This window comes from Corynebacterium marambiense, assembly GCF_016342275.1.
Taxonomy (GTDB): domain Bacteria; phylum Actinomycetota; class Actinomycetes; order Mycobacteriales; family Mycobacteriaceae; genus Corynebacterium; species Corynebacterium marambiense.
Map to the genome: position 1 here is coordinate 752,715 of NZ_JAEIOT010000007.1, position 20,368 is coordinate 773,082.

Sequence of the window (20,368 nt, forward strand, 5' to 3'; positions counted from 1 at the left end):
TTAATCCTCAGCGACGAGAATGTCCGCGATGATGCCGTCGGCGAGCAGCCGCCCGCCGTCGGTGAGCGCCAGCCGACGCCGACCTTCGGCACGACAGATCCACCGGAGCAGACCGGACTCCACGTACCCGGCGATGACTTGCTCAGCGCCGGGGCGCAGATCCGACTCATCAACACCGTCGCGTAGCCGCAGGCCGAGCATCAGTTTCTCGGTGTGCCGGTCGATGTCGGAGAGCCGTTCGGAGTCCTTGACCGGCAGCTCACCCCGCGCACAGGCGGCCGCGTAGGTGCGCGGGTGTTTGACGTTGAAGAAGCGGATCCCGCCGAGGTGGGAGTGGGCGCCGGGTCCCGCACCCCACCAATCGCCGTCACGCCAGTAGCCGATGTTGTGGTGGCATTCCCCACCGGGGCGGGCCCAGTTGGACACCTCGTACCAGTCGAATCCGGCGCCGCGCAGGGCGTCGTCGATGAGCTGGTAGCGGTCGGCGAGCACATCCTCGTCGGGTGCGGGGAGCAGCCCCTTGTTCACTTTGCGCGCCATGGCGGTGCCGTCCTCGACGATCAGCGAATAGGCGGAGACGTGGTCGACCTCCGCCGAGAGAATTGCGTCGAGGGTGGCGCGGACGTCATCGTCGGTTTCGGTGGGGGTTCCGTAGATCATGTCGAGGTTGACGTGCTCGAACCCGGCGGCCCGGGCCTCGCGTGCCGCGGCAATGGGCCGCCCCGGTGTGTGCCGCCGTTCGAGGACAGCCAGAACGTTGCCCGCTGCGGACTGCATACCGAGGGAGATCCGGGTGAACCCCGCGCCCCGCAGCCGGTCGAAGAACTCGGGTGACGTGGATTCCGGATTGGATTCGGTCGTGACTTCGGCGCCTGGGGCGATGCCGATGTGGGTCCGGACGCCTGCGAGGAGCCGGGTGAGGCCATCGGCCCCCAGCATGGACGGGGTACCGCCGCCGACGAATACGGTCTCTGCGGGGCGGAGGATCCCGTCATTGTCCATCCGCTCCGCAGCGAGCCGAAGTTCGATGTCGAGTGCGGCGAGATAGCTCTCCGGGTCGGCACCGGTGCCGAGTTCGCCGGGGGTGTAGGTGTTGAAGTCGCAGTAGCCGCACCGGCTGGCGCAGAAGGGCACGTGGACGTACACCCCGAAGGGTGTCGCCGGGTCAGCTCCGGTCACGAGGCGAAGCCACCGCCGTGTGCGCCCCTGTTGCGCGCGAGTTTGCGGGCGACCTTGGCGACGACGGCGTCGACCCGGGCGCGCTCCAGTAGGAAGGTCGGGGGATTGCTGCCGCGCATGGTGCGGCAATAGGCGGGATGCTGCCGGGCAACGGTGGTGAGCCAGCCGTCGGCGGCGGCATCGACGAGGGTCCGGGTGTGGGCGAACATGAGGGGCAGGCTGACCGCGTCGAGATCATCGGCGGCGACAGCGGTCTGGTCGAGCACCCACTCGACGATGGCCTCGAGCTGCGTGACAACGTCCCGGGTGCGGGCGGACAGCGAATCACTGAGCTCGCGGACGATCACCGGCGCGACGGAAAGCGGATGGACGGTGGTTAGGGCGGTGTCGTCGAGAAGTTCGGGACGTTCCACCTCGGGGGAGCGGGCGACCGCGCCACGCACGCTAACAGATCCGGACCGGATTCCGGAGGTCAGTGCCTGGCGGAGACCGATGAGCTCAGCGACCGTGCGTCTGGAGTCAGTACGGGCCTCGTCGATGATGAGCTCGAACTCTGCGTGACAGTCGACAACGAGCTCCTCGTCGTAGTCAGCGATCGCCTGGGCGAGGTGCTCGATGTATTCCGCGACCTCGTCGCCGATGTTGTAGACCTCCTGGGTCAGCTCACGGTGGCGCAGCAGGGCGTCAGACTGTGGCAAGGCTGCTCCTCGGTGGGTCTGCCCGGGGTAATCGGGAGGGTCGGTCAAGATCGGCGGGCCTCCGCCTGTGGCGGGTGCTCCGGTTACAGAACTCTAAGCGCATTCGCTGGTTTGTTGTGGGTGCCCCGCCGATGACACGCCCGCCACACCGATGTTACTGGAGTGGCGGGTGTGGTTACGGGGGTGTCCCATGCAGCGGTTATTAGCGCTTGTACAGCTGGCGGATCTCCTTGTTGAACCGCTGTGCTACGACGTTCCGCTTGATCTTCATCGTCGGCGTCAGCTCATTCTCTTCCTCGGACAGATCCCGGTCCAGGATGTAGAACTTCTTGATCGCCTCGGCGTGACTCACCATCGAGTTGCAGTCGTTGATGGCGTCCTGGATCTCGGCCCGGAGTACCGGGTCGGTCACCATGTCGGCCACCGACTTCGACTCCGGGAAGTTCCTCGTGAGCTTCCACCGACGGAACGCCTCCTCGTCGAGCGCGATCAGCACACCGACGAACGGCTTGCCGTCGCCGACAACCAGGGCCTGGCTGATCAGCGGATGGCTCCGCAGCCGGTCCTCCATCGGCCCCGGAGAGACGTTCTTGCCGCTCGCGGTGACGATAAGGTCCTTCTTCCGGCCCGTGATCACCAGATGGCCGGAATCCAGGAGCTCGCCCAGGTCACCGGTGTTGAACCAGCCGTCGACGAAGGACTCACCTGTCGCCTCCTCGTTGTGCCAGTAGCCGTCGAAGACCATCTCACCCTTGACGAGGATTTCCCCATCCTCGTTAACCCGGGCAGCCATGCCGCCGATCGGGCGACCGACGGACCCAATGATGTTGTCGTCGAAGTTCACCGTCACGGCGGCGGTGGTCTCGGTCAGGCCGTAGCCTTCGTAGACAGTCACCCCGATCCCGCGGAAGAAGTGCGCCAGGTCCGGGGTCATCGCCGAGCCGCCGGAGATGCAGTATTTCACGCTCGCGCCCATCGCCTCACGGATCTTCGAGTAGACGAGCTTGTCGAAAGCCCGGTGCTTTAGGCGCAGCGCCCGCGACGGGCCGTCGTCCGTGTCCAGCGCCTTCGAGTAGTCTTGAGCGACCTTCTCCGCTTTGAGGAACAGTGCCCCCTGGACGGGACCGTTGTCCTGGGCGTTCGCCGCGGCACCGTTGCGCACCTTCTCGAATACCCGCGGAACGCCGAGAATCAGGTTCGGACGGGCTCGCTGGAATTCGACCGACAGCGTGGAGAAATCGGACCAGTGCGACTGCGTCGCCCCGGAGATCGTGATCGCGAGGCTCACCGCACGGGAGAACACGTGCGCGAGCGGAAGGAACGTCAGCACCCGGGAACCGGGCACTGCTATCGCACCCACCGGGTGCGTAATCAGGGCCCGTGCCTCGGCCAACCAGTTGCGGTGGGTCAGCCGACAGCCCTTCGGACGCCCTGTCGTTCCCGAGGTGTAGACCAGTGACGCTAGATCCGCCGACTTCGTCGCGGCGATCCGCTCATCGACCGCGGCGTCCTCGATCGGACGCCCCTCGAACTTCAGGGTGTTGATCGCCGAGGCATTGATCTCGAGTATGCGCCGCAAACGGGAGGTCGACCCCTTCAGAGACGGCGAGCCGTCCGGCCCGAGCTCGAGGTGCCGCATCAGCTCGGTATGGTCGCGGGTTTCGGTCACGGCGAACACCGCACCCGAATCCTCGATGATCCACTGGACCTGGCTCAGGGAGGAAGACCCGTAGATCGGAACGCTGACCGCACCGGCAGCCCAGATCGCAAAGTCTAGGAGCGTCCATTCGTAGCGGGTCTCGCTAAGAAGCGCGATGCGGTCCCCCTGCTGTACGCCGTTCGCGATAAACCCCTTGGCGACCTCGTAGACCTCGTCCAGAAACTCCTGTGCGGTGACGCTGACCCACTCGAAATTCTGTGGCTTGGTGAACATCACCCCATAGGGGCGCACCTTCACCAGGTCGATCAATGCCGTCAGACACGTCTCATCGGGGCCGATTTCGTATTTCGCGGGGGTTGAGAATTCCTGCACTGATGATCCTTCCGCATGCGGTACGCCCAGGATCACGGCTCAAACCGTGGACGGGAACCGCCATCGCTCGATTGTCTTCCCGCCAAATTTACCCCTCGTCCCCCGGTACTGAGCGGTTGCCTCCGTTTCGGGCGAGTCCCTTGACGGGGTGAGGGGTGCGTTCGGATACGGCAGGATGGCAAGATGGTTGCCCGTGACCTATATCAATGAGCTGAAGTCCCTGGCAGACCTCTACGGGGTGGCGACCAGCTACCACACCTCCACGGGGGAACTGGTCGAGGTATCGGAAGATACCCTGACAAAGACCCTCACCGCACTCGGGGTGGATATCCTCCGCGGCGAGGACGAGCCGACCTCCGATTCCCTGGCCGCCGCACGCCAGGCCCACCTGGACTCGCGGTTCACCCGCCCACTGCCGCCCTGCGTCGTCACCATTGCGGGACAGCCCCGCGAGTTCATCGTCCACGTCCACGACGGGGAACCGGTCACCGTGACCATCACCCTCGAAGACGGAGAAACCGTCTCCCCGCAGCAGGTCGACAACTTCGTCGAGGCCCGCACCATCGACGGGATCACCTGGGGCGAAGCCAGCTTCGCCGTCCCCACTGATCTCCCTCTCGGCTGGCACACGCTGTCCATGGAATCTACCGGCGGAGTCAGCGGCTCCTGCCAGCTCATCGTCACACCCGCCCGACTCAGCACCTCCGACCGGTACCTACGCACTCCGGTCTCCGGCGTCATGGCACAGCTCTACTCCACGAGATCACGGGACAGCTGGGGCATCGGCGACTTCGGTGACCTCCGCGATCTCGGACAATCACTGGCGAAGAACGCGGACGCCGATTTCCTCCTCATCAACCCCCTCCACGCGGCTGAACCGTTTCCCCCAGTGGAGGACTCCCCCTACCTGCCGACGACGCGCCGGTTCACCAATCCGCTGTACATCCGGGTCGAGGACATCGCGGAATACGAACTCCTCTCCCCCGCCGACCGCGTCCGGATCGAGGACATCGCGGCGACGTTCAAGGCCGACAACACCTCTCCGGATGAGATCAGCCGCAACCCGATCTACACAGCGAAGCTCTCGGTACTGCGGGAGATCTACGAGCTGCCGATGATCCCATCACGAGCCGAGGCATTCACCGCCTATCTGGAGAAGGAGGGCCAGGGCCTCGACGACTTCGCCAGGTGGTGCGCACGCCGCGAACTTGAGGTGCTCGCCGCAGGCGGCACCGTTCCCGGGGTCGACGCCGCAGATGGACGCACCGTCGAAGAGGCGGCCGGCTTCTACCGTTGGCTGCAGTGGATCTGCGACGACCAGCTCGAATCCGCACAGAAAGCCGCCACCGACGCAGGCATGTCCATCGGTGTGATGGCCGACCTCGCCGTCGGCGTGCATCCCGGCGGTGCCGACGCTGAGAATCTCTCCGGTGTCCTCGTTCAGGCGGCCTCGGTCGGCGCCCCACCGGACGACTACAACCAGCAGGGTCAGGACTGGTCGCAGCCGCCGTGGCACCCCGAGCGGCTCGCCGAGTGCGGCTACGCCCCCTGGCGGGACATGCTCCGCACCGTCCTCCGACACTCCGGGGGAATCCGGGTCGATCACGTCCTCGGACTGTTCCGCCTCTGGTGGATCCCGCGCATGCAACCGCCGACGACTGGCACCTACGTCCACTACGATTACTCGGCCCTCGTCGGCATCCTCGCCCTCGAGGCCGAGCGCGCCGGTGCGGTCGTGATCGGCGAGGATCTGGGAACCTTCGAACCGTGGGTACAGGAGGTTCTGGCGAGCCGCGGGATCATGGGGACCTCAATCCTGTGGTTCGAGCACGATCCCGAGATCTCCGGCCCCCGTAGGCAGGACCGCTACCGCGAACTCGCACTGACCTCGGTCACCACCCACGATCTCCCCCCAACCGCAGGGATGCTCCGCGGCGAACACATCCAGCTCCGCGAACGGCTCGGACTGTTCTCCACGGACCCGGTGGATGAGGACCGTGGGGATCTCGCATGGCAGAACGAGGTACTTGCCCGGATCCAGGAGCACGGCTGCTTCGCCGGAACCGCCGTCGAGGGCCGCAGCTTCCACGGCGCCGTCCGCGGCGACCGGGGTCCGATCCGGGAACTGCTCGTCGGTATGCACCGGTACATCGCGGGTACCCCATCGGCGCTCGTATGCACCTCACTGGTCGACATGGTCGGGGACGTCCGCGCGCAGAATCAGCCGGGTACGACCCACGACTTGTACCCGAACTGGTGTGTACCCCTCTGTGACGGGTCCGGAGAGGTCGTTTTGATCGAGGATCTCCCCGAGAACCCGTGGTTCCGGGCCGTGGCCGAGGCGTCCAAGCGCTGAACAAGGAAGTAGAGGATCTCCGCGCGCAGAAACATCCGTGCGCCCGATCCTCTACTTCTTCGTGCCACGAACGGCTAGATGAGCGTGACCAGCCAGCCGATGATCACGAGCAGGAGGAGCGCCACCAGGGCCAGCTTCACCCGGGAACGGCCGTAGTTGCGCTTCTTCTTAGGTGCCTGGTTACTCATACCGGTTCTCAGCCACTGCTTTCTCTTCAACACATCATCTCCGCCAGTGAGGCGGTGCTGCCGAGGACCAGTCTAGTCCCCCGGAACCACCGGGTCGGAGATGGATACGATCCGCACTCCGCCGGGGCCTTCGGCCTGCGAGCGCAGGACCATCCGGGACACTGCCACACCATCACCGCGCCCCGTCACACGCTCATACATGTTGCCTGCGGTGTTGATGACCTTGAGCAGCATCGCAGCCAACGGCACGCAGATCAGCAGAACGGCGACCATCACCAGGGGTGTCTGAATCCACAACGGTGCACCGGTGAGCCACTGCCCGATCCAGTCGAGTACCGCGGTGACGGCCATGGAAATATTCATGATGCCGCGAGTCTAGTCAATGTCCGAAGACCACAGCCTTCTCTCGAAATAAATCAGGCAACGCATAGGTCCAACTCACGGTAGATCGTCAGAAAATCAGGGCCGATGCAGGCTTCCTTAAGCATGGGGTGTTGCTTCCTTCACCGCCAGATACGGTGAGATATCCGGATGGGAACCCGGTACACGATTCACCATCATGTTAGGACACACCCACAGGGAATCATTTTCCGGATCACGGTTCCGGTGGCTGACTCGACTCAGATGAACGGTCTCGTGACCACGTATACCGTTCACGAAGCGGCACCCGTACCTTTTCGGACGTGCAGCCCCTTGGCCTACTAGGCAGAGTCGGAAGCCAGACACAGAGATCGCGGCCATCCGCTCTAGTTGGTGCAGTCAAGGCCTGAATGTGCAGGATAGGCAGAGAGTAACCGAGCGGAGAACTCGCACCGGATTTCCTTTTGCCGCACCCAGCACATTCTGATATATTGAACATTTGTTTCATTTACCACATCCAGACAATCTTTCCGAAGGCTGAAGGGGTAGAACTATTGGGTTTCACTTTCAATATATATCGGCTTTAAACCCTAGAACCAATGAGATTGACTGTTGACCGAAAACCTGCAATCTGTAAAATTCAAAGTAGAGAATCCGTCAGAACTATTCGAAATCAGTTCGATCAGGTTGTGCGATTACTCGTCCCAAAAGAGAAAAAATGGGCGGCGCACGCCGAAAGTGCCACAGAAAGGGAAAAGAAACCATGTTCAGAGTCGAAGCCGAGAAGACCCCCAGGGGAAACTACAATGTCGCCGCAACCTGTAGCAAAGGCCACACTGCCTACAAGAAAGCAGGAGACACAAGCAATAAGTATCGGTGCCCCTACTGCGGACACGACATGTAAACCCACTATGTCAATTAATTGAGATTACTTTTGTGACTGGTGGAGGTAAGCCAGAAGTTTGCCTTAATTGGCTTTGAAGAACCACCCTCCCGCCGAAAACACACTTATCTCAAGATGTGCCGGATCCTCGAAATATCAACGATCCGGCACATACTTTTTAGCTACTTTTCGCGCACCATGACACCGCGATGGGTTTACTACCCGCTATCACCACCAACCTTCCGGAAGCCTCTAGAAGGTCACCATCTATTTTTGAGGTTGATTCCGAGTAGCTGTACCGCGCCAGGTTCTGCACCGAACACGAATGAAAGTGTGATGTCCAAACCGCAATCGCCGGCCACCGTCCGTGCGGTGCGTCCACGCGACTCCGCTGGCACCCGAGCAATCAACTGCAGGTATCTCCACCCGGCACACGGTGGTTGCTAGCCTGAGAATCATGGTTTCCTCCCCGACCCTGCAGATCCAGACCCCTGATGCGGTCGCCACCGGCGTGATCACCTCCCCTTCAGGTACGGGACGGCAGCGGGGCGGGGACACCGTCACTTTTTATTCACTGCCCTACTCGCACATCCCGTCCCCCTTCGCCGCCGCGGAACCGTTGCGGGAACGAGTCACCGTCGATGCGACTGTCCCGAAGGCACGCCAGGTGGGGCTCACGGTCAGCGCACCGGTTTCCGCCGTCCGGGCCGCCGCGGACGGCGGTGCGCTGCCACCGGATCTGCCCGTGATCGCCTTCCTCCACGGCGGACGCTACGAGTCGGGGCACCATGACGGATCCTGGTACGGCGGTCAGGCCTTCGCCCGGGACGAGGTGGTGTTTGTCTCCATCGGGTACCGGATGGCGTTCGAGGGGTTCGCGCATTTCGATGACGAGGACCCGGCGCACTACCGGGGCACCGATGACGCCGTCATGGCGCTGGAGTGGATTCAGCGGAACATCGAGTCCTTCGGCGGCGACCCAACGAATGTGACGTTGATGGGCCAGTCCGCGGGTGGCGGCATGGCCGTGTGGTTGGCCCGCAGGGACCACTACCGGGGCGCCTTCCGCCGGATCGTCGCGCTCTCCCCCGGGTACCCGCGCCAGTCCTTCGACCGGCGCCGCCGCGCCCTGCCCTTCCTCGGCGGTTCCTCAACCCGGGAGAAACTGACGTCCCTGTCCCCGAAACGGCGGGACGCCCTCTACCGCCGCTACCGCGCCCGCTACATCACGGATTCCGCGGTGGGGCCGAACCCGTTCGACGGGTCACAGCTGGTCGATGTCCCCATCCTGCTGACACACACCGCCGACGAGTTCTATCTCGAGCCCATCGGCGCCTGGTGTGACGCCCGGGGTGTGGGGGCGAGGTTCGCCAGGATGTTCGCCCGGAACCTGGGGGCGACGATCGACCCCGGCGCGTACATCGACGCCTGCCGGACAATTGACCCGGATCGCGTCGCGGGCCGGATGATCGGCGATTCGACGATCCGACGCTGGGTGAGTTCCATCGCGGAGACCGCACCGGGGCCACTGTGGATGCTGCAGTTCACCGGCGACGGTAACCAGCCGGCGTTGCACTGCGCCGAACTTCCGCTGGTGTTCGACTGCCTGGGTACACTGCCTGCGCGGATCGACGCCCTTCTGGGCGCCGGTGCAGCCGAACGCCTGCAACCGGTGGCGGACAGGGTGCACTGTATGGTCCAGGCGTTCGCCCGCGGCGAACGCCCAGAGTGGCGGGAGTTCGACACCGACGGCGAGCGATACAGCCGGACACTCGACATCACCACCGGGGCCATAGATTCCACCCGGGACCCTCTCGGGTACGTCCGTCGCGCCTTTCCCTGACCCCGGTTCTGCACGGAAGGAACCGGATTTTCTAATCTGGTGGGCATGGCTGACGATCCCCTGAAACTGCACACGACCGAAGAGGCACCCGAGCCGAAGATCGACGCGGAGGGTCACGTCGTCGAACCGACCTCCGATGACTTCGATACGCCGACCCCGGCGCCGGGCGACGCCCCGAATGAACGACCCGAACCCGAGTGGTACAAACAGGCCGTGTTCTACGAGGTCCTGGTCCGAGCGTTCAACGACTCGACAAACACCGGCTCCGGCGATCTCAAAGGACTGACGGAGAAACTGGACTACCTCGAGTGGCTCGGTGTGGACTGCCTCTGGCTACCGCCGTTCTACGACTCCCCGCTGCGGGACGGCGGCTACGATATCCGCAACTTCCGTGAGGTCCTCCCCGAGTTCGGTACTGTCGACGACTTCGTCGAACTCATCGACCAGGCGCACCGACGCGGTATCCGCGTGATCACGGACCTGGTGCTCAACCACACCAGCGATCAGCACCCCTGGTTCGTCGAATCGAAGCGCGATCCGGACGGCCCCTACGGTGACTTCTACGTGTGGAGCGACTCCGACAAGAAGTACTCCGACACACGGATCATCTTCATCGACACGGAGACCTCCAACTGGACGTGGGACGCGGAACGCGGCCAGTACTACTGGCACCGTTTCTTCAGCCACCAGCCGGATCTGAACTACGACAATCCGGAGGTGTGCGAGGCGATGCTCGACGTGCTCCGGTTCTGGCTGGACCTCGGACTGGATGGCTTCCGCCTGGATGCGGTGCCGTACCTCTACGAGCGGGAGGGTACGAACTGCGAGAATCTCCCCGAGACGCACGATTTTCTCAAGCGGTGCCGCGCACTCGTGGAGCAGGAGTACCCCGGTAGGGTGCTGCTCGCGGAGGCAAACCAGTGGCCGGAGGACGTCGTTGAGTACTTCGGCGAGAAGAACGCCGGCGACGAGTGCCACATGGCGTTCCACTTCCCACTCATGCCCCGAATCTTCATGTCGGTGCGCCAGGAGTCCCGCACCCCGATCAGTGACATCCTCGCCGCGACCCCGGACATCCCGGACACCGCGCAGTGGGGTATCTTCCTGCGCAACCACGACGAGCTGACGCTCGAGATGGTCACCGACGATGAGCGCGACTACATGTACGCGGAGTTCGCGAAGGATCCCCGGATGCGCGCGAACGTCGGTATCCGGCGCCGCCTGGCCCCGCTCCTCGACGGGGACCGCAACCAGCTGGAGCTGCTGACCGGCATGCTGCTCAGCCTGCCGGGTTCCCCGGTCCTCTACTACGGCGACGAGATCGGTATGGGTGACAACATCTGGCTCGGCGACCGCGACGGGGTCCGTACCCCAATGCAGTGGTCCGATGACCGCAACGGCGGGTTCTCCACCGCAGCACCGGAACGGCTCTACCTGCCGGCGATCCAGAACGCGCAGTACGGATACTCCGCTGTCAACGTCGAAAGCCAGCTGTCGCAGGAGAACTCCCTGCTGCAGTGGAACCGCCGTCTGATCAACTGCCGGAAGCAGCACGCCGCCTTCGGGATCGGAAGCTACCGTGAGGTCGACTCCGCCAACGAGGCGGTGCTCAGCTATCTGCGGGAGAATGGCGATGATGTCATCCTGTGTGTGAACAACCTGTCCAACCGACCGCAAGCCGTTTCCCTGGATCTGTCCGAGTTCGCCGGCGCCGTGCCGGTGGAACTCACCGGTGGAGAGAGTTTCCCCGCAGTTGAGACGGACCGGGATTGGGTGGTCACGCTCGCCCCCCACGGTTTCTTCTGGTTCGACCTGTCCAACCGGAACAACAAGTAGGAGCCCCGACGTGAACCCCGCTGCACTGGCCGCCACCCTGTCCACTAGCCGCTACTACGGTGCGAAATCGCACCCGATCGATACCGTCGAGGTCGTCGCTGCCACGGAAGCCGCCGGTGGGCGGTGGCTGGTGGCGCGAACCCCGGACGGTCTATACCAGATGCTCGTCGACGACTCCGATGAGACCCTGCCCGATGTACTGGGAGCCCCGGAAGTCGCCACTGCACTCGGTCGGGCCATCGCCGAGGGGCGTCCGGCTGGCGGCGGCACGCTCCACGTCGTGGGCGGTGACACCGACGGCGGGGCCGACGGAACGAAGGAACCGGGTGAGCTGGCCGGTGAAGTCATGCCCGCCGGGCTTCGGGGTCGCCGGATCTCGGGGGAACAGTCCAATACCTCGCTGGTGTTCGGTGACGGCACGGTGGACAGCCTGATGGTCAAGTACTTCCGGAAACTCCAACCGGGCGCCAATCCCGATGTTGAGCTGCTCGCCGGGCTGTCCCGCGTCGGATGCCCGAACATCGCCACCCTGCGTGGCTGGGTCACCGTTGACGTCGACGGTTGGGAATTCACCACCGCGATGGTCCAGGACTTCGCCCGAGGCGCCAGGGACGGCTGGGAGCTCGCCCTCGAATATGCCGCCGAAGGCCGGTCCTTCGCCGACGAGGCCAGGGGCCTGGGCCGCGCGGTTCGACGGGTCCACAGCGATCTCGCCTCCGCTTTCGACACCGGAGCAACGGGCATCGACGAGGTCCGGGACCACCTCACCGGACGACTCACCGAGCTCGCCTGCGACGTCCCGGTCATCGGTGTCTACCAGGAAGCGGCGCATGCCATATACCACGGACTCGACGCGACGTCGACGACCCCGGTGCAGCGGGTTCACGGGGATCTGCACCTCGGCCAGGTGCTGCGCACCGATTCCGGCTGGTTGCTCATCGACTTCGAGGGCGAACCTGCCCGCCCACTTGAGGAGCGGCGCCAGCCCGACAGTCCACTCAAAGACCTGGCGGGGGTCATCCGGTCCTTCGACTACGCCGCACACTTCCACTCGCAGAGCGACTCCACAGTTCCTGGGCCGGAGTATCCGGCGGCGTGGGCGCGCGACTGCGTCAACGCGTTTCTCGAGGGCTACGGCACCGAGAACACCCCCCTGTTGGAGGCTTACCGCCTGGACAAGGCGCTCTACGAGGTCGCGTACGAGGCCAACAACCGGCCCGACTGGCTGGGAATCCCCCTCGCGGCGGTCAAACGGTTGACCGGGGTCAGCTGACCCCCAGCGCCCTCCGCAGTTCGGTATGCGCGAGCTGCTCCCCCATCCAGGGGCTGAACGCGAACGGCGCGCTGGCGACGGCGTCGACGAGCCTGCCCGGCGCGATCCACGCCGTCTGGTCAACCTCGTCGGGAAGCGGATCAATTCGCGCTCCCGGGGCGAGGAATGCCGTGTACACGGGGCAAATCTCGTACTCGACGATCCCCGAGGAGTCGACTGCCCGGTACCGGAAATCAGGGAGTACGCAGGTCACATCGGTGAGATCCTCCGGCTTCAGGCCGAGTTCCTGGGTACCGCGCCGTAGCAGCGCATCAACGGTGTCCTCGTCTGGCCCCGGGTGCCCGCACATGGTGTTGGTCCATACCCCAGGCCACGTCTTCTTCCCGAGTGCACGCCGGGTGAGCAGGACCTCGCCCGCACCGCCGATCAGATAGCAGGAAAAAGCGAGGTGGAGCGGTGTTTCGGTGGAGTGCACCGTGGCCTTGGGCGCGGTTCCGGTCGGATTGCCCACCTCATCGGCCAAAACCACAAGTTCACGTCCGTTGCTCATGCGACTAGCTTAGCCGCAGGTACCGGCCACATGACACAATGGGATATATGACTCTCCCAACCACCGTTCCAATGTTCCGGGAACGCAGTGAGCGGTCCGTCGATTATCTCCACACCAGGTTCGCCGAGATGTCCGATCTCCTCGTAGAGACGGACAGCCACGCTGCTGCCCCAATCCGAGATGCAAGAGAGATCTGCACCGGAGGGAAACACCTCCGATCCCTATTGGTCCACATCGCCGCGGACCGGCCCCGCGGCCCTATCCCGCACTGTGACACCGCGGTGTCCGCAGCCTTCGATCTCCTGCACGGCTCCTTCCTCATACTCGACGATGTCTTTGACGCCGACGAAACGCGCCGCGGACGCCCGACGGTGCACGCGGCTGCGATTGCGCGGGCGGCAACCAACTACGGCATCGACGGGCCCACCGGTTCTGCTGACGCGGTGCACTACGGTCAGTCCGTCGCCGTGTTGTCCGGAACGGCGGCACTCACCGGCGCGATTCGTTTGATCGCCGACTCCGGTGCCAGTGACTCGACGACCATAGAACTGATCAGACTCCTCACTGACGCCGCCGGGTTGTCGATGATGGGAGAGTTCCTGGACCTCCACTACTCCCTTCCCGGGATCGAGACAGACGCCAACGCCGTACGCACGGCGAGCTACCTGAAGACGTCCCCCTATTCCTTCGATGCCCCGCTCATCGCAGGCGCGCTCCTTGCTGGGAGAGACAGCCACACCGGAGCGCTGCGGGAGATGGGGAACCACACCGGAACCGCTTTCCAGCTCGCCAACGATCTCCAGTCCGTGTTCTCACCGAGTTCACGGACCGGGAAAAGCACCGCGGGTGATCTGGCTCTGGGCCGGGCCACCCCTCTCCTGACCGCAGCGAGGGAGACCACCGTCCGTCCTGAAATTGATGAGATCCTCGCGAGCGGCGACCCCTCGCAACTGAAACGCGTGCGGGAATTGCTGCGTTCCTGTGGCGCGGTGGACGAGGTGATCGCCCAGGCACGGAATGACCTCGACAGCGCACGGAAGATCCTCGATGACTCCGGAGCACTGCCCTCCGCGGACGCACGGGAGGCATTCGTCGCGGTTCTCGACAGTATTGAGGAAAGCCTTCATGTCTGAGCGTCGCACCTCGATGGCGGACTACGACGTCATGTCGATACGTGCCGCAGCACGGGTCATGGAAACCTACTCCACATCTTTCTCACTGGCCACCAGACTTCTCGACGAACGCACTCGGACGGACATCAGGAATCTCTACGCAGTCGTGCGCATCGCCGACGAGATCGTTGACGGGACCGCGTCCGACGCCGGTCTGAGCGACACCCGGGTACGCGAAGAACTCGACGCTTTCGAACGCGCAGTGATTCACGCCGTAGATACCGGGTTCTCCACCAACCCGGCGATCCACGCCTTCGCCGGTACGGCCCGACGGACGCATATGTCACCGGACCATATGACAGCGTTCTTTTCCTCCATGCGCCGCGATCTATCTTGTTCTGCGGTCTATGACGACGCCGAGCTCAGCACCTACATCTACGGTTCCGCCGAGGTCATCGGGCTCATGTGCCTGAGCATTTTCACTGCCGACCGCGGTTTTCGGGAGGAAGAGCTGGCCCGGTGCACAACGGGGGCTCGTCGGCTAGGATCCGCATTCCAGAAGGTCAATTTCCTGCGGGACCTCCACGAGGACACCGCGGAACTGGGCCGCAGCTACCTCGGTGACGGCGTCCCGTTGACGGACCGGCAGCGGGACGAAGTCATTGCCGATGTCCGTGCCGACCTCAATGCGGCGCTGGAGACGGTTCCGCTACTCCCGGTCCGGGTACGGGCCGGGGTGATCACAGCTGTCCTGCTCTACGGGGAACTGACCGACCGGCTGGCGGCCACTCCGGCGACCGAGATTATGCGATCCCGCGTATCCGTTCCTACCCGAGTCAAGGCGGGGATCCCGATACGGGCGCTGATCATAGCCGCGCGCATGCGCCCCTGAAGCGACCTTCCGAACTTTCGCACGGCGCTGAGCAGACTCAGCTGCGCGGTAGGGATCCCTTGAAGATGACGTTACCGATCTTGAATTCGGCGTTGTACAGCGATCCATAAGAGGTCTGGAACGCATAGGCCAAATTCGTCGAGGCACCGGGGCCGAGCGGGAGATCCAGCGCGGAGACGAGTCCCGGGTACTCGTCCTTGGTCATTCGCTGGATCTCGGTGACTTTCCCGGAGTAGTCGGAGATCGCCAACGTAGGTGGCGCGAAGGCATCCGCGGGAAGCGGCACATCGTTGCGATTCGTGACAAGAACGTGAATGACGGAACCACCGTAGTTGCCGTAGTTCACCGACATGATCTGCCAGTCCACGTTCAACCCCGGGTCATGGGCCGGTTTGGCGAGGTTCTCGTCGACAATGACCGGTTCGACCTGCTTCGGGGTGAACGAAGTTGTCTCATCCACACCAGGAGCGGAACTGGCGGACTCCGACTCGGGGGCGGGTGCATCGGTGCTGTCACCTGAACAGGCGACAAGAATCACCGTGGCCATAGTCACCGCAATTATTCGGGCGGTAGACCGGATCCTAATAATCACTTCTTGCACCACACCTTCCGCGGGTTTTTCGTCGTTCCACCGGGCTCCGGCGGTCGCATGCACACTCATCCTAGTATCCCAGGGCATACCCGGGGCCTTCGGCCCCGCGACCGTTCCGGGACTAGATTCGATGTCATGCATTTTCCTTCTCTGGATCAGCTCCGCGAACGTGGCACGCAGAAGTGGACCCATCACCCGGATGATGTTCTCCCGCTCTGGATCGCGGAATCCGATTTCGGGACCTGCCCCGAAGTGAAGCAGGCGATAGCCGACGCCGTCCAACGGGAAGCATTCGGTTATCCGCCGGAGCCCTCGGCACTTCGCTCCGCGATGGTCTCGTTCTACCGCTCCCGGTACGCCGTGAACCTCAACCCGGACGGGATCTTCGCAATCCCCGACGTTGTCCGGGGCCTGGAACTGGCGATCACCCACTTCACCCGTCCCGGATCCCCGGTCATCATTCCGGTTCCGTGCTACCCACCGTTCCTGGATCTTCCCCTGATTACAGACCGTGAAGCCCTGTACGTCAGCGCCGAGGGCGGACTGGACGCGGACGAGATCGAGCAGGCATTCGCGGCTGGAGCGGGATCACTGTTGCTCTGCAGCCCGAACAATCCCCTGGGCTACACTTTTGACGCTGATTTCCTCCGAGTGCTGGCGGATATCGCGGCGCGACACGGCGGGCGGATCATCGTCGACGAAATCCACTCGCATCTCGTCTACGACCGCCTCCACACAATGGCCGCCACGGTCAGTGAGACCGCGGCGGCGACCTGTATCACGGTGACCGCCGCGTCCAAGGCGTGGAACGTCGCCGGACTGAAGTGCGCGCAGCTCATCTTCACCAATCCGGACGACATCACCATCTGGTACGGATTAAACCATCTGCTGCGTGGCGGGTACTCGACCCTTGGCCTCGTGGCGAGTGAAGCCTGCTACCTCGCGGACCAATCCTTCCTGACCAAAGAACTCGAGTACCTGCGGTCGAACCGTGACTGGCTCGCTGACGAGCTCCCGGCACGGATCCCGGGCCTCAGGACGACGGTGCCGGAAGCGACCTACTTGATGTGGCTCGATTTCCGGGACACCGCCGTCCCCGGAGAACCCGCCCCATGGTTGCTCAAACATGCCGGAGTCGCACTCAACGACGGAACCACCTTCGGCCCCGGAGGTTCCGGCCATGCCCGGCTAAACTTCGCTTCTTCCCGCGCGACACTCACTGAAGCCGTTAACCGGATGGCGGATGCCTGCGCACAGGCGTGATCTTCACCACTGCGCCCACCCAGGAGCCAGTACCGGCTACGGTCTGACCGGGAACACCCAGTAGTGTTTTTTGCACGAGGAACGCCCGGGTGATTCTGTTCACTTCCGGGTGGACATCCACCGTTTCCGCGCACCCAGTATCTCGGCCCGGTGCACTTGTGTGAAAGGTAGCAATGACCACACCAGCATCCAACCGTTCGGCAAACGCCAACGGCACCATCGCAGTGGCGACTCTGATGCTGTTCTCGATGTTCTTCGGAGCCGGGAACCTCATTTTCCCGCCCATGCTCGGTGTAGAAGCCGGCACAGGTTTCCCACTCGCCATCATTGGCTTCCTCGCCGCCGGGGTGCTCCTTCCGGTGCTCAGCGTCATCGCCGTCGCAATCACCGGCAACGACATCTACGATCTTGCGCAGCGCGGCGGGAAGATCTTCGGGCTGATCTTCCCGATCCTGGTGTACCTGGCGATCGGTGCGTTCTATGCACTGCCCCGTACCGCAGTCGTCAGCTTCTCAACGGCCTTCACACCTCTCACCGGCCTCGATTCAACTGCCGCGGCAGCGGCGTTCTCCGCGATCTTCTTCACGCTCTCCCTAGCACTGGCATTCGACCCGACGGGACTGGTGGACAAACTCGGTAAATACCTCACCCCGATCCTGCTCACCCTCCTCCTCGTCCTCGTCGTCCTCTCTGTTCTCACGCTCCGGAGCAATCCGGGACCCGCGACCGAGAAATATAGCGGTCACCCACTGTCTGCGGGGCTCATCGAGGGCTACCTGACAATGGACTCTCTCGCTGCACTCGCATTCGGGATCATGGTCGTTTCCTCCCTACGCTACAAGGGGGTACCGAGTGGCCCGAAACTCGTCCGCGGTGTCGGGACCGCAGCCATCGGCGCCGGTGCACTTCTCGGTGTCATCTACGTGGGGTTGGGGGTCGTCGGCCAACGGGTTCCGGACGCCCGCAGCTACGGCGACGGCGCAACTCTCCTCGCCCATGCCGCGGAATCCACGATGGGTTTCGCAGGTATGGTCGTCTTCGGGCTGATCGTTCTCCTAGCGTGCCTGTCCACCGCCGCAGGACTCATCGGTGCGACGAGCGAATTCTTCCACCGAATCATGCCCGGCATCTCCTACCGATTCTGGGCGATCATCTTCGCGGCGATCTCCCTCGCGGTGTCAACCCTGGGACTCGAAACGGTGCTCGCTATCGCGGCACCAATCATTGGTTTCCTGTACCCCGCGGCGATCACCCTCGTAGTCCTGACACTCATCGAACCGATCTTCCGCCGTAAACTCCATTACGCCTTCCTCTTCTCTCTGGCGGTCGCGGTGATCTGGGCCGCACTTATGACCATCAGTTCCCTCGGTTGGGGCGCATCTGCCACCCGTTCCCTAATCGACTGGTCACCGATGCACTCTCAACAGCTCGGCTGGGTAGTACCGACACTCATCGCGGCCGGACTCGGTTACGTGGCAGATCTCATCGTGCGCCCTGTCCGCGCCGTACCTGTCGGTGGTGAACACCAGATTGAGGCCGAACTGCGTAGCGGCCACCGCGATTCAGAGGCTCTTGAAGAGGCTGTGGTCACACACGAACACGGAGGCTTCGCGGAGGGTCCGTCATCCGATTCAGAGGTAGCTCTCGAGGCTTTCGACCACCGCATAGACGCCATCGAGCGCGAACGCACCGAAGCCACGGCCCGGCTGGAGGCACTCGACGAAGCAAAGGAACTCGCTGAACAGCATGCTGCGGATCTCCGCCGCGCGACCGACAACTGATGTGAAACCCGAATAGGACCATAGACACCACGCTTCGGTTCTCTTCCCCTGAGCAGCTACGCCCGGCACCCAGGTGCCGGGCGTAGCTGCGTATCACCGGATGCCGTCCGACTCCCCCAGACTCAAGAGCCCCATGAGTTGATACCCAAGACAGCGGTCATCACCAGTCACACAACGGCGCTCTGACCGCGGCAACCGGACCAATCCAGCTGACAGAGCCAACGGATTTCGCACACTGGTTTTCAGCCCCGACGAACCTTTTTCCACGAATTTCCTCTATCGGGGAACCTGCCTGAGTTCCAGAGAGTCTCACCATGATGAAACCCACCAAATCCGGTCATGGCGTCACCGACCCTCGAGAAAGCCAGGTCTCCCTTGTCCCGAACCACGCTCCTCACCGCACTCATGGTCAGTGTCACGATGATCCTGGCCGCCTGCCAGTCGCCACCGCCGCAGCCCACTGAGGGACAGAGCGAATCATCGACTGCCACACCGATCGAACAGTCCAGCGAGCAAACCCCTGCCGAAGAACGTTCTTCGGCAACCGCCAACGCCGACGGCAGTCCCATCGTCTTCGATCCAGTCGACGCCGGAAAACACCTCCCCGACCCCTGCCTAGAGCTACCCGAGGAGGTTTTTCGAGAGGTGGGGCTCGTCGGTGATCCTCAACGAGAGACCATTGGACTAGATGATGAGCTCCTGGGAAAAGGAATATCCTGTAATTTCGGGTTTATTGACAAATACGAAGGCGTAGCTCTCGTGGGGGTGGACTCTGACACGGTCAGTAAAGAACACTTGAAGCGGAATGGTTTTTTTATCAGAGACGCGCCTGAGTCCATAGTGCCCAACGCATACTTCTATACATATGCACCAAACCGAGAAGATAACTGCAGTATCGGCGCTCATACGTTGAGGGGGAGGCTGGGTGTAGGCATCACTGGGGAAATGCCTTGGGCGCAAGATGAGTTTTGTGCTGAAGCCCTGCGATATTTTGATGAGTTTTATCAGATAACAAATGGTTTTCAATGGCTTGGATACTAGGTGCTCTTCCAATAAACCGGAGGTGTTTCATGACAGTTGAGTTTGACAGCGAAAAAATGGAATCGCTCGTACGGTCTTTAACAGCGCAAAGAAAAGCGATAATTTTTCTCCGAAAATCCATTGCTCTCGACCTGGGCATCTCTACATATTCTTCGGCTCCTGGTTTGGCGGATCTCGGTGGCCAGCACGCGCGGGTACTGGCCGGCGGTGCAGGCTCTGCAGAAGACGTTCTCGGTGTGTGTCGTAGACAGGCCCAATGGCTGGCCGAGGCATTGCATTCCACGGTCCGTGCCCTAGAAACCATTGACGGGGTGACCCGTATCCAACTGATCACCGGCACACCCGGGCCAGAGGTAACCCCAGAGGCACTGCCTTTTCCCGACCGACCACACCCGGACTACCGGCCTTTTACCTTCACACCCCCACACATCACCGGCGGTGGTCAGACACTGGCCGGATTAGCCGCGATGTTCTCCACCACCGACACCG

The 20,368-nt window shown here is 63.0% G+C and carries 15 protein-coding genes and 1 pseudogene; 10 read left to right on the forward strand and 6 right to left on the reverse strand.

Annotation, left to right across the window (positions count from 1 at the left end):
* The 3 genes from hemW to JDV76_RS08450 all read right to left on the reverse strand — a co-directional run bounded on the left by hemW (position 1) and on the right by JDV76_RS08450 (position 3,909).
* The gene (gene hemW / locus JDV76_RS08440; RefSeq protein ID WP_198736391.1) at positions 1–1,179 is read right to left on the reverse strand and encodes a radical SAM family heme chaperone HemW; all 1,179 of its coding nucleotides are present in this window, start codon (positions 1,177–1,179) and stop codon (positions 1–3) included.
* A complete protein-coding gene (locus JDV76_RS08445) occupies positions 1,176–1,877 on the reverse strand; it encodes a hypothetical protein (protein WP_198736392.1) in 702 nt (233 codons plus the stop codon). Before JDV76_RS08445 ends, hemW begins: the two co-directional genes overlap by 4 nt.
* A 202-nt stretch (positions 1,878–2,079) precedes the next feature.
* Positions 2,080–3,909 carry an AMP-dependent synthetase/ligase gene (locus JDV76_RS08450; RefSeq protein WP_198736393.1) on the reverse strand — a complete coding sequence of 610 codons (1,830 nt, stop codon included), beginning with the start codon at positions 3,907–3,909 and terminating at the stop codon, positions 2,080–2,082.
* 193 nt (positions 3,910–4,102) lie between these two features.
* Here JDV76_RS08450 and malQ point away from each other — a divergent pair, with 193 nt between their 5' ends.
* The gene (gene malQ / locus JDV76_RS08455) at positions 4,103–6,265 is read left to right on the forward strand and encodes a 4-alpha-glucanotransferase (protein ID WP_376992946.1); all 2,163 of its coding nucleotides are present in this window, start codon (positions 4,103–4,105) and stop codon (positions 6,263–6,265) included.
* Between the two features lie 260 nt (positions 6,266–6,525).
* Here malQ and JDV76_RS08460 read toward each other — a convergent pair whose 3' ends face one another.
* Entirely contained in the window at positions 6,526–6,816 is a 291-nt protein-coding gene (locus JDV76_RS08460; protein ID WP_198736395.1) for a hypothetical protein, read from the reverse strand.
* Between the two features lie 1,337 nt (positions 6,817–8,153).
* Here JDV76_RS08460 and JDV76_RS08465 point away from each other — a divergent pair.
* The 3 genes from JDV76_RS08465 to JDV76_RS08475 are packed head-to-tail and all read left to right on the forward strand — an operon-like array spanning position 8,154 to position 12,648.
* On the forward strand, positions 8,154–9,539 hold the full coding sequence (locus tag JDV76_RS08465) for a carboxylesterase family protein (RefSeq protein WP_198736396.1): 1,386 nt from the start codon (positions 8,154–8,156) through the stop codon (positions 9,537–9,539).
* A gap of 45 nt (positions 9,540–9,584) precedes the next feature.
* Entirely contained in the window at positions 9,585–11,375 is a 1,791-nt protein-coding gene (treS, locus tag JDV76_RS08470; protein ID WP_198736397.1) for a maltose alpha-D-glucosyltransferase, read from the forward strand.
* Between the two features lie 10 nt (positions 11,376–11,385).
* Complete coding sequence (locus JDV76_RS08475; RefSeq protein WP_248140773.1) at positions 11,386–12,648, forward strand: phosphotransferase; 1,263 nt, start codon at positions 11,386–11,388, stop codon at positions 12,646–12,648.
* Here the strand turns inward: JDV76_RS08475 and idi are convergent.
* On the reverse strand, positions 12,641–13,198 hold the full coding sequence (gene idi / locus JDV76_RS08480) for an isopentenyl-diphosphate Delta-isomerase (RefSeq protein WP_198736398.1): 558 nt from the start codon (positions 13,196–13,198) through the stop codon (positions 12,641–12,643). The genes JDV76_RS08475 and idi overlap by 8 nt on opposite strands.
* A gap of 47 nt (positions 13,199–13,245) precedes the next feature.
* On the opposite strand from idi, the gene JDV76_RS08485 reads away from it, so the two are divergent.
* Both JDV76_RS08485 and JDV76_RS08490 read left to right on the forward strand, forming a co-directional pair.
* Positions 13,246–14,331: a polyprenyl synthetase family protein gene (locus JDV76_RS08485; RefSeq protein ID WP_198736399.1), complete on the forward strand. Its 1,086-nt coding sequence runs from the start codon at positions 13,246–13,248 to the stop codon at positions 14,329–14,331.
* Positions 14,324–15,202: a phytoene/squalene synthase family protein gene (locus JDV76_RS08490; RefSeq protein WP_232958986.1), complete on the forward strand. Its 879-nt coding sequence runs from the start codon at positions 14,324–14,326 to the stop codon at positions 15,200–15,202. The genes JDV76_RS08485 and JDV76_RS08490 overlap by 8 nt, the downstream gene beginning before the upstream one ends.
* A gap of 37 nt (positions 15,203–15,239) precedes the next feature.
* Here the strand turns inward: JDV76_RS08490 and JDV76_RS08495 are convergent, their stop codons facing one another.
* Complete coding sequence (locus JDV76_RS08495; RefSeq protein WP_232959174.1) at positions 15,240–15,749, reverse strand: hypothetical protein; 510 nt, start codon at positions 15,747–15,749, stop codon at positions 15,240–15,242.
* A gap of 180 nt (positions 15,750–15,929) precedes the next feature.
* On the opposite strand from JDV76_RS08495, the gene JDV76_RS08500 reads away from it, so the two are divergent.
* From JDV76_RS08500 to JDV76_RS08515, 4 genes and pseudogenes are all read left to right on the forward strand, one after another.
* A complete protein-coding gene (locus JDV76_RS08500) occupies positions 15,930–17,057 on the forward strand; it encodes a MalY/PatB family protein (protein WP_198736400.1) in 1,128 nt (375 codons plus the stop codon).
* 173 nt (positions 17,058–17,230) lie between these two features.
* Complete coding sequence (gene brnQ / locus JDV76_RS08505; protein WP_198736401.1) at positions 17,231–18,838, forward strand: branched-chain amino acid transport system II carrier protein; 1,608 nt, start codon at positions 17,231–17,233, stop codon at positions 18,836–18,838.
* Positions 18,839–19,177: 339 nt separating this feature from the next.
* Positions 19,178–19,879, forward strand: coding sequence for a DUF3558 family protein (locus tag JDV76_RS08510; RefSeq protein WP_198736402.1), 702 nt, complete (start codon positions 19,178–19,180; stop codon positions 19,877–19,879).
* 29 nt (positions 19,880–19,908) lie between these two features.
* Positions 19,909–20,368: pseudogene (locus tag JDV76_RS08515) on the forward strand (hypothetical protein); the annotation flags it as partial.

Excerpts from the sequence above, each read along its gene's own strand:
- brnQ (WP_198736401.1), top strand. The coding sequence starts at position 17,231 with ATGACCACACCAGCATCCAACCGTTCGGCAAACGCCAACGGCACCATC.
- treS (WP_198736397.1), top strand. The coding sequence starts at position 9,585 with ATGGCTGACGATCCCCTGAAACTGCACACGACCGAAGAGGCACCCGAG.
- JDV76_RS08460 (WP_198736395.1), bottom strand. The coding sequence starts at position 6,816 with ATGAATATTTCCATGGCCGTCACCGCGGTACTCGACTGGATCGGGCAG.
- JDV76_RS08510 (WP_198736402.1), top strand. The coding sequence starts at position 19,178 with ATGGCGTCACCGACCCTCGAGAAAGCCAGGTCTCCCTTGTCCCGAACC.
- JDV76_RS08500 (WP_198736400.1), top strand. The coding sequence starts at position 15,930 with ATGCATTTTCCTTCTCTGGATCAGCTCCGCGAACGTGGCACGCAGAAG.
- JDV76_RS08485 (WP_198736399.1), top strand. The coding sequence starts at position 13,246 with ATGACTCTCCCAACCACCGTTCCAATGTTCCGGGAACGCAGTGAGCGG.
- JDV76_RS08495 (WP_232959174.1), bottom strand. The coding sequence starts at position 15,749 with ATGGCCACGGTGATTCTTGTCGCCTGTTCAGGTGACAGCACCGATGCA.
- JDV76_RS08465 (WP_198736396.1), top strand. The coding sequence starts at position 8,154 with ATGGTTTCCTCCCCGACCCTGCAGATCCAGACCCCTGATGCGGTCGCC.
- JDV76_RS08490 (WP_232958986.1), top strand. The coding sequence starts at position 14,324 with ATGTCTGAGCGTCGCACCTCGATGGCGGACTACGACGTCATGTCGATA.
- idi (WP_198736398.1), bottom strand. The coding sequence starts at position 13,198 with ATGAGCAACGGACGTGAACTTGTGGTTTTGGCCGATGAGGTGGGCAAT.